Here is a 12,170-nt window from a genome sequence, read left to right on the forward strand (position 1 = left end):
CTGGCTCCATGTCAGATTGGCAGTGTGGCGTGCGCGGGCAGTCCGGCCGCCACGCGTGCGCCCCTCTGGCGCACGCGGATCGTCAAGGCGGTTTGCGGCGCGCCGAAATCGGCGATTTCGTCGTCGGCCGCATAGAGGGCCTCGGGATCGTTCACATGCAGGCTGCGGACCACCTCGCCATGCCTGACGATGTCCAACCGATAGGCTTCGCGAACCTCGTCGAGCGGAATGTCATCGCCGTCCCAGCCATCGGCGTTGATGCGGCCGCGGCGGATCCATTTGAAGCGAATATCGCCGTCCGGCTCGCGCCAGCCGCGCAGATGAACCGGCGCGAGCGGCGTCGCCGCCCTTTCGCCGCCGGAGAAGACGTAAGGCCCGACCCGCCCGCCCGCGGCGCCCGCCGTTTCGGTGATCCAGTTCAGCGTCAAGCCGGCCTCGGTTCCTTTCAGCCCGAGCGATCGGACGGCGTCGTCGAGAAGCACGAATCGAGCGCCGCTCTCTGCGCCGGCGGCCAAGGCGTCGTCGGTCCCAAACAGACCGCGCAGCAATCCGTGCAGGCGCCAGACATCGGCTTCGATTTCCTCGGCGCTCTGGAAGGCGATGATCTCCCAGCCGCCATTTCCGGCAGCGATCGCCGCGCGGTTCGCGCCATTCAGAAGCGCAGACCTCGACACGCTTTCCACAGCGCCGGACGTCATGCGCACGGTCACCGCATTGGCGTGGTCGATCACCGCCGTCGGACCCGCGCCGAGCGCCGTCGTCAACCGTCCCAGGCTGGCGCGCCGCGACAGCGTCAACCGCCCCTCGTAATTGTCTGCGCCCGACGACACGGACATCCGCGTCCGCCGCCAGGGCGACGCCGCCACTGCGGCCATCGCGAAATCCTGGTCTTCGCCGTCGCCCAGCCTCGGCAGATCCATCAGCGCCACGAGGGGCCGATAGACCGCATTGGCGGCTCCCCCGCGCGGCTGACGCCGCGCCCTCACCGTCGTCGCCAGGCTCTCGCCGCCGGATCCGGCCTCGCGCGCCGTCACGCGCCTGACATCGCCATCCTCGATGCGGGTGATCAGAAACCGCCCCTCCGGGCCATCGGCCAGTTCGACGACATCGCCGGGCTCATGCGCGAGCGCCAACGGCGGCAGGCGGAAGCCGATCTGCCGCCGTCCCAGCCGGTGATCCCTCAGCATCGCGTCCACCGTGGCTTGCGCCGCCTGTTCATCGAGCGTTCCGGCCAGCGAAATGCTCAGCGCGCGCTGATGGGCGGGCTCGGCCCGCCGGGAACGCACGCTCGCCGGTTCATGCTCGTTGTCCTCCGCCTGATAGGTGAGGATCGCTTCGGAGGCGTAGTCGCCGTCCTGCCCCAGCGTTTCCGACCACAGCGGCTCGTCCTCGGTCTCCGCCAGCACGTCGATCACCGCCGCCGGCGCCGAGGCGAGATCCCGCGACCGGAAGGTGAGCCGTCCCGCCGCCTCCGTCACGTCCAGCCGATAGGCGGTGAGAAGCGGCTCGATCAGCGTCCGGGCCGAACTCTGCTGGCCCATCACATAGCCCTGGAGATTTCCCGAGACGGCTGCGACATCCACCTCGCCGATCTCGCAATCCCGAGCGATCGCCGCGATCACCGTCGCCAGCGTTCCCGCTCCCAGCCGCCCGTTCAGCCAATGGCCGGTACGCCAGTTTTCTCCATCGGCGAAGATATCGGGGTCCTCCGGAAAGCTCGGCGCGGCGCGCGCATCCCAGGTCCAAAGAAACACATGCCCCGGATCGACCATGCCGTCCGGCGCCCCGCTCCCGTTCCAATGGCTCAGATGCGCATTGAGAAACCGCCGCGGCGTCTCGTCCGACCGGACCCCGCTCGAAAAATACGGTATCTCGGATTCCGACGATTTCGGTCGACGAACACATTCGGCTGGTTGCCGCCGCGGTCGATCGCCGGGCAACCGAGCTCGGTGAACCAGATCGGCTTCATCCGCGCCGTCCAGCCGGTTGGCGACGTCAGTTCCGCTCCGCCCACGCGGTCATGATGCCGGTGCGCCCACCAGTTCTCGATATCCTTGTAGCGGTAGACCCAGGGCTTGCCCGCCAAGCCGTCGCTGATCGGGCTGCGGATGCGCGCCGCCCGGTCGGCGCTCGCGTAATACCAGTCATAGCCCTCGCCGCTCTCGATCGCCGCCCGCATCGCCGCCTCGTCGTCGGCGATCACGGCGCCGTCCGGATGGGCGTGGGTCAAATCCTCGTCCTGAAAATCCGACAGCGGCATGTAATTGTCGATACCGACGGCGTCGATCGCAGGCGAAGCCCAGAGCGGATCGAGGTGAAAGAGGCGGTCGCCCGTCCCGTCTTGCGGCTGATGGCCGAAATATTCGCTCCAGTCCGCCCCATAGGTCAGCTTGGTCGAGGGCCCGAGAATGGCCCTGACATCCTCCGCCAGCTCCACGAGCGCCGCCACGAAGGGATAATTCCCCGAGGCATCGCGGATCTGGGTCAGCCCTCGCAACTCCGAGCCGATGATGAAACCATCGACCCCGCCCGCCGCCTGCGCCAGCAGGGCATAATGCAGCACCAGCCGCCGATAGCCCTCGTCGGCGCCCTCATGGCGCACGCTCTCGCCATCGACCTCGAAATCTCCCGCCTCGGCCGCGCCCATGAAGGCCAGCGCCTGCGCCGCACCCTCAGCCGTCCTGTCGGCGCTGTCGGGCCGGCCGGCCGCCGGATGGCAGGTGATGCGTCCGCGCCAGGGAAAGGCCGCCTGCTCGCCCCAGCCATAGGGGTCCGGCAGACCATTGCCCGGGGAATGTCCATCATCAGGAACGGATAGAGATAGACGCCGAGCCCGCGCGCCTTGAGGTCGCGGATCGCCTGGATCACGCTCCGGTCATCGGGCGTGCCGCCATAGGCGGGCCCCCGAACTCGACGAGATCAGATGCGCCGAGACGCGGTCGCGACCGCAGACCCTCCAGGCGGGATCTTCCTCGTGGCGCACGCGCGTTTCCACGCCCGGCCGCACACGGCAATGCCCGGCCCGGAGATCGCTCCCGAACCAGGACACCACCAGCGCCGCCCGTTCGAGATGCGGGCAGAGCGCCTGCAATTCATCCAGCGACGCCTCCCAATCGGTGGCTCGTCGCAACTGGTTGCGGTTGATCTTGCGCCCGCGGTCCTCGCCGGTCTTCTCCGTGGCCACCTCCGTCGCATAACCGTGTTCGGTCGCGCCGGGAATGATCGTCACCGCCCTGATCCGACTCTCGAGCGGATCGATCACCCGCAACACTTCGAATTGCAGCACCGGAATGCGATTGCCGAAGGCGTCGAGCGGCATGCGCTCGAACACCACATAGGCGAGCCCCCGAAAGGCCGGCGCATTCCCGCCCCCTGCTTGGCCTCGATCAGGGGATCGGGGCCCTGGCCCTCCGTCCCCTCGTAGAAACGGATCTCGTAATCCGTCTGGTCGATCTCCATCCCGTCGGCCCAGATCCTCCTGATGGCGGCGATCGGCCCCTCCGCGAGACCGACGGCGATATTGGCGAAGTAGCGATAGGTCTCCACCCGCGGCCCCGTCGCCTTGGAGCCCGACCGCTCCTTGCTCACCTCTTCCTCGAAGCGCGTCGCCCAGATCAACGTGCCGCCGATCCGCATCGTCCCATAGACCCGCGGGATCGCCGTCCCCTCTTCCGCGCCCGCGATCCGCGCATTGGCGAGCCGGCTGCTCTCGATCGTCGTCAGGCCCGAAATCAGGCTGCGGTCGATCACATTGCCCGCCAAAGCCCCCGCCGCCCGCCCGATGATCGCGCCGACAGGGCCGAACACTCCGCCGAGCGCCGCGCCGGCGGCCTGCAAAACCAATGTCGCCATGAGATTGTCCTTAAACAGCTAAGGGATCGGACGACGCTGCTCGCGCGCCGATCGTTCTGACTTTGAGAAGATATGAAGATGAGGGCAAAGAGGCCCGCAACAGGCGCTCACTCGGGGCCGAAAGGCCCTTTTAGGGCGCCGACCAGCGCCTCGACCCCCAGGATCACCGCCGGCAAATCCCGGGTTACGGTGGTCCAGACAAGGTCGAGATTGATGTCGAAATAGCCGTGAACCAATTGATTGCGCACGCCGCGCATTGCTTTCCATGGCAGGGCTGGATGCAAACCGGCGAAACCAGGATCGACGCGCTGCAACTACACGACAGCCTCGCCCATGACGATCAGGCTCATCACCACCGCCTGCTGGGTTCTGCGATCACCCCGGAATGCCTCGATGGTCATTCCATCACAAAACCCCACCGCCTTGCGCCCCGCCCGGAGAATATGTCCGAGATAGTCGGCGGCGGTTCGATTGGTCATAAGGGCTCAGCCTCGGCCAGCACCTCTGCCCGTATCGCCGGAGGCAGATCTTGTGGCGTCCTGAGATCGACGCCGACGCCCAGCATCTCCTCCAATTCCTGCCGAAGTCCGCCGAGATCGAACAAAGACGCGCCGGGCTCGGCGTCGACGAGAATATCAAGGTCGCTGTCCGGCCGATCCTGCCCGGTCAGCGCAGAGCCGAACAGACGCGGATTGCTCAAGCGATAGCGCGACACGGCATCCCGGACATCGCCAAGCCGCGCGGCCAACCGCTCCGACGGCTTCAGGGCCACGGCGTCCGACGCTAGTGCGCTTTCAAGCACCCGCCGCGCTTCGTCCTCGACCGTCCTGCCGCTCCTCTGCGCCCGCGCCTGCAATTGCTCGAGCGCGGCCGCATCCAGATCTTCGATCGTCACCAGGCCCATATCAAGCCTCCAGTTGAGAGACAGTCTAAGCTCCGGTTCGGAGAACCGCAAGTTCGGCCTAAGTCACCCTCGCTGCAGCGCCCGCGGATGCAACACCAATGACTCTGAGATGAGAGAGAACGGCGGCTCCCGCGCGAGCAATCACTACGGTTGCAACCAAGGGAAAAGAACGTCACATTCGCCTCAGCGAAGGTCAGGCGCAGAAGACGACCGCGCCACCCTTGACAATCGAGCAAATGTACAACTACTTATACAGGCAATTGAATGCGCAAGCGCATCGTCTGGATGGGATTGTCATTCGACGACATCAGGGAATTCCCCGCCGCCGCCCGACGGCAGGCGGGCCATGACCTCAACCTTATCCAGGCGGGCCTGCCGCCCATGGACTGGAAAGCGTTTTCCACGGTCGGTCCCGGAGCTTACGAGATCCGCATCAAGTCAGACGACAACCAGTACCGCGTCTTCTATGTCGCGAAATTCGAAGAGGCGATCTATGTGCTGCATTGTTTCGTCAAGAAGAGCCGGAAGACCGCTGCCTTCGATGTCGAGATCGGCCAGCAGCGCTACAAGGCAATGAAAAAGCTGAGAGAACAGATGAAGGAAGGCGCATGACGACAGTTCACGACATCGGCCATGTCACGCCGGAGAACGCCAACATCTTCGCGGAACTCGGTTTCGCCGCGGATGAAGCCGAACGGCTTCAGACGGACTCGGAAGCCCGCATCACCGCCGCCATCGCCATCAAGAAAAGCCTGATGGCGGAAATCGCCGCCTGGATTCGCGACGGCCGGCTGAAACAGGCCGAAGCCGCCGAACGCCTCAACGTCTCCCGCCCGCGCGTCTCCGACGTCGTCAATATGAAAGTGTCTAAATTCACCATCGACACCCTGATCGACATGGCCCAGCGCATCGGGAAAACGGTCGAGGTGACGGTCAGAAACTCCGAGACTGCGGAGCGCGTCGCAGGGGCGCGATGAGCACGCTCACCCCCGCTGCAGCGCCAGATTGACGCCTAGCCCGCACAGCACAGTCCCGCCCGCGCGCCGCATCAGCTTCTGCGCGCCGCTCGACCGCTTCAGCCGCTCGGTCACCAGCCCCGCGAAGAGCACGCAGACAATGTCGGCCGACGTGAAGATCAGGTTCACCGCGCTGCCGAGGATCGCCAGTTGCAGCCAGACGGGGAAGCCTGCGCCGGCGTCGACGAATTGCGGCAGGAAGGCGAGAAAGAAGATCGCCGTCTTCGGGTTCAGCACCTCCACCAGCATGCTCTCGATGAGCGCCGCCCGGCCGCTTGTCATCGCGCCCGCTTCCGCCGCCGGCTGATCCTTCGCCACGATCATCCGAAAGCCGAGCCAGACGAGATAGGCCGCGCCCGCCAGCTTCACGACGAGGTAAAGCGCCGGCACCGCATGAAACAGGATCGACAGCCCGGCGGCTGCCGCAAACACATGCGCATAGCAGCCGAGATGAATGCCGAGCGCCGCCATCAGCCCCGCCTTTCGCCCCCGCGCCAGCGTCTGCCCCGCCGCATAAAGCATCGCCGGCCCCGGCACATAGGCGAAGACGAAGGTGGTCGCGAAGAAGGCGGCGAGCAGGGACAAAGACGGCATGAGCGCTCCGGGACTCTTCTGCCGGACCTCACGAGACGGAACAGCCGGCCCCGCCCCGTCACGGCCACCTGATCACGCGGCGGAGGTGTTGTCAAAACTCCGCCTGCGGAAGCATTTACACGTCCCGCCAAGGGTTGACGACCTCAACGCCCGTCAGATCGAAATCCTTCGTGTTGCGCGGGTCACGATCGTCGCGCCTACCGAAAGGGCGATCGCAGCGATTTGCCCATCGAATTGCGACATCGTCCTCCCTTGCGACCGCCTGTCCGCCATGATCGATGCAAAGCGTTCAGCCGCGGGCGCGTCGAACGGCAGTATCCTGCCCAGAAACGCGTCGTGCAACAACAGGCCGATCTCGCGCTCCAGAAGCATGCGCCGCCGACCTTCGGGTAGAAGCTTCACCCCATAGAGAATCTCAGCGACCGTCACAGCCGAAATATACTGACTGCGAGCCGGATGCGACGCGACCCATGCGAGAACGCCTGGATCGGGCTTGATCGACACGAGGTCCGAGATGACATTCGTGTCGAGGAAAAACATCAGCTCGGCGTCACCCGCTCGGCCATGGCCGCGCGATCTGGGAGAGCGAGATCTTCTCCGCCGAACCGGGCCACCTTGTCACGAATGAAGGCAGCGAGATTGTCAGTCTTGGGCGTCGCGGCGCGCTCCGTATCGAGCGCGGCTTCGAAGCACCGCCTTTGCTTCATCGGCGAGCGTGCGGCCGTTTTCTCGCGCGCGTTCTTCCAGCGCCGCCTCCGCGTCCTTGTCCAAACCGTCGATCGTAATCAGGCCCATCGCAAGCCCCCGTGCTGAAACGGCAGTCTACCGCCGCCACCGGGCTCCCGCAACACTCAAAACCGGAACACGCCCGCGATCCGCCGCCGCCAGGCCGGCGCGAGCGGGCTTTCCACCACGCCGGTCTGCTCACAGGCGTGAATGAAGCGGTCTGCGCCGGAGACGATGCCGAGATGCTGGGCGGCCATGCCCCGCCTGAGCCGGAACACCAGCACGTCCCCCATCCGCAGCGTGGCCTCGGCGCAGGCCGGGCCGAAATGACGGGTCGCGGCCTGCAGCAGACGCTCCTCGCCCGATCGCTCCGCCCAGTCGCGGCCATAGGGGCCGGGCTCCTCGGGCTCTTGGCCCCGCATTTCACGCCAGACGCCGCGGATCAGGCCGAGGCAATCGCAGCCGATCCGGCTGAAACCCTGATGCCGATAGGGCGCGCCGATCCATGTCCGCGCGATCGCCGCCGCCCGCTCGCCCGCGCTGTCGTCGGCCTCAGTCATAGAGCGGCCGTCCGTCATGCTCGGTCTCCCCGTCGGCGTAGGAATAGGCGAAATCCGCGCCCGGCATATGCGGAAATCCTCTGAAGTTCAGCGCATTGCCGAAGCGGTCGCGGCAGGTCTCGAACCGCTTGTCGCAGCCTTCGAGCAGGCTCACCGCGTCGCCGGGCTCGGGAGGCGCCGCTATCGGCTGCCAGAGCGCGAGCCGCATCCGCCCGTCTCTCCGCTGCGCCCCGTCGACATCGACCGCCAGCCCCGCAAGCGCTCCGCTTTCCACCGTCATCACCCCGCCCGCGAGCCGGGCCGGCGCGGCGCCGCCAAGGCCCTCCACCGTCACGCTCGATCGATCGGCGGAAATCACCACGCCCGCATGCCGAAATGCGCTGGCCGCAAGCCCGCATCGGGCGTCGCAAAAGCCCGCGTCGCAGCGATGGCCATAGACGCGCCCCTGCACCTGACCGAGGCGGTGCGAAAGCCCCCGCAATTCCGCCCTGAAGTCGCTCTCGCTCCTCGCCACCTCGCCGATCTCGTAGCGCCTGAGCCGCATATGCTGCGCCGGCGCCTGCCAGTTGACGAGATAGAGGTCCACCGTCGCGCCGTCATAGCGGCCCGCCGCGATATCCTCTGCGCTGATGACGTCCGACGACAGCGCCCCGAGCGTCTCGGAGGATGCCGCCGCCAGCCCGCTCTCGCTCTCGTCGTCGCCCGCCGCAAAGCCGCTCGCGGCGAGAAAGGTCACGCCCGCAAATGTCAGATCATGGTCGTGATCGGTGAAGCCCAGCGCCACGCCATCCCGGCGAGTCACCTTCCAGGCATTGGCGAGCGTCGTCGCCTCGCCGGCGATATGGGTTGCAAGCGCCTCCGGAATGCGCCTCATGGCCGGATCTCCACCAGCGGGATCGACGGGATGCGGCCCGCCTGAAACGCGTCGAGGTCGATATCGAGCCTGTCCGTATCGAAACGAACAGGCGTATCGAAGCGAAACCCGGCCTTGATCACCGCGCCCTCGCCCGGCGTCGCCGAGGCCGAAAACGTCACCATCCCCGTCTCCGCCGCCACCGAAAAATCCGCCCCGTCAATCTCGACGCCGTCGACGGAAATCCGCACGCTGGCCGCCAACGGCTTCTCGATCGTCCTGACGCTCTCGCCGCCGGCGTCTCGATAGGTCTTCCTGAGCTGGAAATTCCGCGTTTCGCCATCCCCGTCCCGATCCGCTGATCGCCGGGCCCAACCGCCTCATGCGGCCCGCCGCTCTTGAAATCGAAGGGATCGGTGAAGCGGAACCCATAGAGCTGTCCCGCCCGCGCCTCGAAAAAAGCAAGCGTTTCATAGAGATCGGCCAGCGTCTTCATGCTCGATCCCACATCATAACGCCGCCGCGCATCCCGCCACCGCCTGTTGCGCGCCTCGCGCCCATTGGACAAAGACACGATCTCCGTCCGCCTCTCCGGCCCGCGCGCGCGCCGAGCGCCAACCTGAGCGGAAACTGCACCTCGTGAAATGCGGTCATGGATGATCTCCTTGGGGGAAGTGATATCGGGGGCGTGGAAAATTGACGCGCAATCAACCGCACACGGTATGACGAACTTTGCTTTGTTGCGTTTCCAGTCCTGCGAGAAAGATCGTGACGCGACAGCCTTTAGGCGCCGATAGGTTCTCAGAAGTGTTCGGAACCATGCCGCAGATAACAAGGAGTTATTGGCCAAGATCAGTGACATCAGGTGGTCACGCCGTGAGCCACTAAAATTGTGGTGAACAGCCGAGATTATTGGGAAACTTGTCCTCGGACGCGCCATGCGCTGCCGCTTGAGCATTGGGCCTTCGCACTGATATCAACCACAGAATTTCGCCGAGGAAGGCGCGTCTGTCTGATCAAGAACATTCTCGGAAAGGCGGAGATGCCCAGGGATTTGCGCCCCGCGACCTCAAGACGGATCGATGATGCCTACAACCTTGGCAACGATTTCATCGACCGTGTCTGCGTCTAGCGTGTCGACATAGCGCGCTGTCTTCTGGAGAACACGGGACACGATGTCGAAGCTTCTGACATGATTGCAAAGCGCGACCCCATTGGTCTCGTGTCCTGCAATATTCACCGCCATGCCCGCTTTCCGAGCGAATTGGCCGCCAGTTGTAACGACGATGGTCAAGCACATGCCGAGAGCGTTGACCTCACGAGGCGAAATCACCACGCAGCGATGCGTGTCTCGCATCTCGTTTCCCACGACCGGATTGAGGTCAATAAGAAAAACATCACCGCGTTTGGGAACATGACTCCGCACCATCAGAGAATTTCATTCCCCACAGGACCGCCTGTGTCCCATCCCGCAGCTTGCCTGCTCAGTTCGATCATCTCGTCCGACCCTTCAAGCAGTTCTGCAAGGGTGTATTTTTCTTTGACTTAAGCGGCGTCGCGACCAGAGCGCCGTTGTCCACGACTAAGGTGAGTTCAGCCCCAACGTCCACGCCGAGCATTTTCAGAAGCGCAGGAGGAATGCTGAATACTGCGGCGCCGCCCTGGCGGCGAATCTTTGCTGTGTTGGACATATCGCCTTCCCATTGGTGTGCTACATATATAGCACCGTCCTATTTTTCGCAAGGCGATGATGGAGCCATCGGTGGAAGACAGTTACGCCGGAACCAAATTGTGGGACATTGACGAAGACCTGGCTGCATTGGCATTCGACTTTGCTCACACCCCGCGCCGTCCCCTGGCAGCCGCCCGCGCCAGCATCGCGTTGATCTGCTGCTCGGACCGCCGGAAGCTGGCCGCATCGGTGGCCTGCACATTGAAGACGATCTGGGTTCCACCGCCCGCGCCCGCCACGCCGAGGCGTCCGTCGGCGCCGTGGCTCAAAGGCAGGATGGCCTCGGCGCCGGCTTCGCCCATCAGGCCCAGCCCGTCGCCGGCGCCGAAATAAGTCGGGCCGTTGACGACGCCGCCCTTGGCGTAGGCTGTCGCGCTTGTGAGCGTCTGGGTCAGGCTGGAAACGCCCGACGACAACGCGCTTTGCAGCGGCGCGAGCCCGGCGTCGAGCGCGATCGACGAGAAACGCGTGGCGATCGAGGCCAGCACCGCGTTCAGCCCGTTGCCTTCGAGCGCAGCGCCCTTGAGCGCACTTGTCAAAGCCGCGCCAAAAGCGCGCGAGCGCGCCTCGAGCCCATCCAGCGTGTCGGTCAGCGCGCCGGCGAGATCGAGGCTCGCCTCCAGGTCATCGTCAGCCATAAGTCCCTCCTTGTTCCACCTTCGCCGGCTCGTCCGGCCAGGCCGCCATCAGCGCGGCGAGATCGCCGCGCCCCAGCGGGCGTCGCTGCGGCCCGCCCAGCAGCACGGTCAGTTCCCTCACTGTCATCGACCAGAAATCCCTGGGCGTGAGCCGCAGCCGACCGAGGCCCGCCTCCATCACCTGCCGCCAGGGAAAACCGGCGCCGGGCTTGTCGGACCCTGCGCCGGCGGCTGAAAAGGGCTGCTGGCCCCGCCTGCCGCCTCCGTCAGAAAGGCCGAAGCGAGAAGCTCCGCCGTCAGCCGCACCGCGCCTTCCAGTCCGCCCTCGATGCTGAGATCGGCGAGATCCTCGTCGTCGAGCCGGTTTCCGCCGCCGCGCAGGCCGGCGGCGAGGATCGTCATGACGTCGCGCGTCGACAGCCTGCCACCCGAAAAACGCCCGGCGAGATCGGCGATATTGTCGACGCCGAAGCCGGTTTCCAGTTCGGCGATGGCGCCGAGCGTCAGGCAGAGAATACGGCGCTCGCCATCGATCACCGCTTCCACCTCGCCGCGCCGCCGGTTGGCCCGGCCGCTCACGCCAGCGCTCCGAAACTCAATTGACCCGCCGATTCCAATGCCAGATCGAACAGCACCTCGCCGTCGAACTGGCCGTAATAATCGAGCGCGGCGATCTGGAACGGCCCGGTCACCTGGCCGAAATCGGGAATGACGATCCGCCAGTCGAGCACGCTGCCGGCGAAGAAGGCAGCGCGCACCGTCGCGTCGGACGCCTGATCCTTGAAGATGCCGGAGCCGGACACGGCCGCCTTCTTGACCCCGCCGCCGTCGAGCAATTCCCGCCAGCGTCCGGCGCTTTCGGCGTCGGTGGCGTCGATCACCGCCGCATTGAAGGCGATGCGGCGCGAGCGCAGCCCCGCCACCGTCTCGTAACTGTCGCCATTGTGGATCTTGAGCAGCAGATCCTTGCCGCGCTGGGCTGTCATGCGCCTGTCCTTTCTTACTGGGATAACCGGTGTCGCCCTCGCCTTGCGGCGGCGGGCGGCGGCGCCTATGCTGGCGTCGCATTCAAAGAGATTTTCATGACGTCGCCATCCGCCGCGCGCTTTCGCCTTCTCGCGCCCCTGGCGCTCTGCCAGATCATCGGCTGGGGAACGACCTTCGATATGCCCGGCGCGCTCGGCCGCATCATCGCCGCCGATCTCGGCTTTTCCAACGAGGCGGCCTTCGCGGGCCTGAGCGTGATGATGATCGTCTCGGGCCTTGCCGGCCCCTGGGCCGGCCGGCTTTGAAGG

The 12,170-nt window shown here is 65.5% G+C and carries 15 protein-coding genes and 3 pseudogenes; 3 read left to right on the forward strand and 15 right to left on the reverse strand.

Annotation, left to right across the window (positions count from 1 at the left end; translation table 11 throughout):
- Positions 1–11 precede the first annotated feature (11 nt).
- From H2O14_RS05425 to H2O14_RS05435, 3 genes and pseudogenes are all read right to left on the reverse strand, one after another.
- Positions 12–3,852 (reverse strand): annotated as a pseudogene (locus tag H2O14_RS05425) (glycoside hydrolase TIM-barrel-like domain-containing protein).
- A 107-nt stretch (positions 3,853–3,959) separates the two neighbouring features.
- Positions 3,960–4,331: pseudogene (locus tag H2O14_RS29260) on the reverse strand (DUF86 domain-containing protein).
- The gene (locus tag H2O14_RS05435; protein WP_182826829.1) at positions 4,328–4,756 is read right to left on the reverse strand and encodes a nucleotidyltransferase family protein; all 429 of its coding nucleotides are present in this window, start codon (positions 4,754–4,756) and stop codon (positions 4,328–4,330) included. The pseudogene H2O14_RS29260 and the gene H2O14_RS05435 overlap by 4 nt, the downstream one beginning before the upstream one ends.
- 264 nt (positions 4,757–5,020) lie before the next feature.
- Between H2O14_RS05435 and H2O14_RS05440 the strand changes: the two genes are divergently transcribed.
- Complete coding sequence (locus tag H2O14_RS05440) at positions 5,021–5,368, forward strand: type II toxin-antitoxin system RelE/ParE family toxin (protein ID WP_182826830.1); 348 nt, start codon at positions 5,021–5,023, stop codon at positions 5,366–5,368.
- Positions 5,365–5,733, forward strand: coding sequence for a helix-turn-helix domain-containing protein (locus H2O14_RS05445; protein ID WP_182826831.1), 369 nt, complete (start codon positions 5,365–5,367; stop codon positions 5,731–5,733). The genes H2O14_RS05440 and H2O14_RS05445 overlap by 4 nt, the downstream gene beginning before the upstream one ends.
- A 6-nt stretch (positions 5,734–5,739) precedes the next feature.
- On the opposite strand, the gene H2O14_RS05450 is transcribed toward H2O14_RS05445, so the two are convergent.
- The 12 genes and pseudogenes from H2O14_RS05450 to H2O14_RS05505 all read right to left on the reverse strand — a co-directional run bounded on the left by H2O14_RS05450 (position 5,740) and on the right by H2O14_RS05505 (position 11,861).
- Positions 5,740–6,366: a LysE family translocator gene (locus tag H2O14_RS05450; protein ID WP_182826832.1), complete on the reverse strand. Its 627-nt coding sequence runs from the start codon at positions 6,364–6,366 to the stop codon at positions 5,740–5,742.
- Positions 6,367–6,519: 153 nt separating this feature from the next.
- A complete protein-coding gene (locus H2O14_RS05455; protein WP_246697296.1) occupies positions 6,520–6,906 on the reverse strand; it encodes a type II toxin-antitoxin system VapC family toxin in 387 nt (128 codons plus the stop codon).
- A gap of 102 nt (positions 6,907–7,008) precedes the next feature.
- Positions 7,009–7,161, reverse strand: a complete 153-nt coding sequence (locus H2O14_RS05460) for a FitA-like ribbon-helix-helix domain-containing protein (RefSeq protein ID WP_182826833.1) — start codon at positions 7,159–7,161, stop codon at positions 7,009–7,011.
- 56 nt (positions 7,162–7,217) lie between these two features.
- Entirely contained in the window at positions 7,218–7,670 is a 453-nt protein-coding gene (locus H2O14_RS05465) for a DUF6950 family protein (RefSeq protein WP_246697297.1), read from the reverse strand.
- A complete protein-coding gene (locus tag H2O14_RS05470; protein ID WP_182826834.1) occupies positions 7,645–8,526 on the reverse strand; it encodes a DUF2163 domain-containing protein in 882 nt (293 codons plus the stop codon). The genes H2O14_RS05465 and H2O14_RS05470 overlap by 26 nt, the downstream gene beginning before the upstream one ends.
- Positions 8,523–9,159, reverse strand: a pseudogene (locus H2O14_RS05475) (TIGR02217 family protein). The gene H2O14_RS05470 and the pseudogene H2O14_RS05475 overlap by 4 nt, the downstream one beginning before the upstream one ends.
- Positions 9,160–9,574: 415 nt before the next feature.
- Positions 9,575–9,934, reverse strand: coding sequence for a type II toxin-antitoxin system PemK/MazF family toxin (locus tag H2O14_RS05480; RefSeq protein ID WP_182826835.1), 360 nt, complete (start codon positions 9,932–9,934; stop codon positions 9,575–9,577).
- Between the two features lie 64 nt (positions 9,935–9,998).
- Complete coding sequence (locus H2O14_RS05485; RefSeq protein WP_246697298.1) at positions 9,999–10,196, reverse strand: AbrB/MazE/SpoVT family DNA-binding domain-containing protein; 198 nt, start codon at positions 10,194–10,196, stop codon at positions 9,999–10,001.
- A 145-nt stretch (positions 10,197–10,341) separates the two neighbouring features.
- The gene (locus H2O14_RS05490; RefSeq protein WP_182826836.1) at positions 10,342–10,875 is read right to left on the reverse strand and encodes a phage tail tape measure protein; all 534 of its coding nucleotides are present in this window, start codon (positions 10,873–10,875) and stop codon (positions 10,342–10,344) included.
- Complete coding sequence (locus H2O14_RS05495; protein WP_182826837.1) at positions 10,868–11,053, reverse strand: phage tail assembly chaperone; 186 nt, start codon at positions 11,051–11,053, stop codon at positions 10,868–10,870. The genes H2O14_RS05490 and H2O14_RS05495 overlap by 8 nt, the downstream gene beginning before the upstream one ends.
- Positions 11,053–11,454 (reverse strand): gene transfer agent family protein, encoded by a 402-nt coding sequence (locus H2O14_RS05500; RefSeq protein WP_182826838.1) that lies wholly within the window; start codon positions 11,452–11,454, stop codon positions 11,053–11,055. The genes H2O14_RS05495 and H2O14_RS05500 overlap by 1 nt, the downstream gene beginning before the upstream one ends.
- On the reverse strand, positions 11,451–11,861 hold the full coding sequence (locus H2O14_RS05505; protein WP_182826839.1) for a phage major tail protein, TP901-1 family: 411 nt from the start codon (positions 11,859–11,861) through the stop codon (positions 11,451–11,453). Before H2O14_RS05505 ends, H2O14_RS05500 begins: the two co-directional genes overlap by 4 nt.
- Before the next feature lie 96 nt (positions 11,862–11,957).
- Here H2O14_RS05505 and H2O14_RS05510 point away from each other — a divergent pair, with 96 nt between their 5' ends.
- Positions 11,958–12,167 (forward strand): hypothetical protein, encoded by a 210-nt coding sequence (locus H2O14_RS05510; protein ID WP_182826840.1) that lies wholly within the window; start codon positions 11,958–11,960, stop codon positions 12,165–12,167.
- Positions 12,168–12,170 lie beyond the last annotated feature (3 nt).

Origin of the sequence: Rhizobium sp. G21 (genome assembly GCF_014158035.1) — a bacterium.
GTDB lineage: Bacteria > Pseudomonadota > Alphaproteobacteria > Rhizobiales > Rhizobiaceae > Rhizobium_E.

Coding starts and splice junctions, on each gene's coding strand:
- H2O14_RS05435 (WP_182826829.1), bottom strand. CDS start 4,756: ATGGGCCTGGTGACGATCGAAGATCTGGATGCGGCCGCGCTCGAGCAA.
- H2O14_RS05440 (WP_182826830.1), top strand. CDS start 5,021: ATGCGCAAGCGCATCGTCTGGATGGGATTGTCATTCGACGACATCAGG.
- H2O14_RS05445 (WP_182826831.1), top strand. CDS start 5,365: ATGACGACAGTTCACGACATCGGCCATGTCACGCCGGAGAACGCCAAC.
- H2O14_RS05450 (WP_182826832.1), bottom strand. CDS start 6,366: ATGCCGTCTTTGTCCCTGCTCGCCGCCTTCTTCGCGACCACCTTCGTC.
- H2O14_RS05455 (WP_246697296.1), bottom strand. CDS start 6,906: ATGTTTTTCCTCGACACGAATGTCATCTCGGACCTCGTGTCGATCAAG.
- H2O14_RS05460 (WP_182826833.1), bottom strand. CDS start 7,161: ATGGGCCTGATTACGATCGACGGTTTGGACAAGGACGCGGAGGCGGCG.
- H2O14_RS05465 (WP_246697297.1), bottom strand. CDS start 7,670: ATGACGGACGGCCGCTCTATGACTGAGGCCGACGACAGCGCGGGCGAG.
- H2O14_RS05470 (WP_182826834.1), bottom strand. CDS start 8,526: ATGAGGCGCATTCCGGAGGCGCTTGCAACCCATATCGCCGGCGAGGCG.
- H2O14_RS05480 (WP_182826835.1), bottom strand. CDS start 9,934: ATGGTGCGGAGTCATGTTCCCAAACGCGGTGATGTTTTTCTTATTGAC.
- H2O14_RS05485 (WP_246697298.1), bottom strand. CDS start 10,196: ATGTCCAACACAGCAAAGATTCGCCGCCAGGGCGGCGCCGCAGTATTC.
- H2O14_RS05490 (WP_182826836.1), bottom strand. CDS start 10,875: ATGGCTGACGATGACCTGGAGGCGAGCCTCGATCTCGCCGGCGCGCTG.
- H2O14_RS05495 (WP_182826837.1), bottom strand. CDS start 11,053: ATGGAGGCGGGCCTCGGTCGGCTGCGGCTCACGCCCAGGGATTTCTGG.
- H2O14_RS05505 (WP_182826839.1), bottom strand. CDS start 11,861: ATGACAGCCCAGCGCGGCAAGGATCTGCTGCTCAAGATCCACAATGGC.
- H2O14_RS05510 (WP_182826840.1), top strand. CDS start 11,958: ATGACGTCGCCATCCGCCGCGCGCTTTCGCCTTCTCGCGCCCCTGGCG.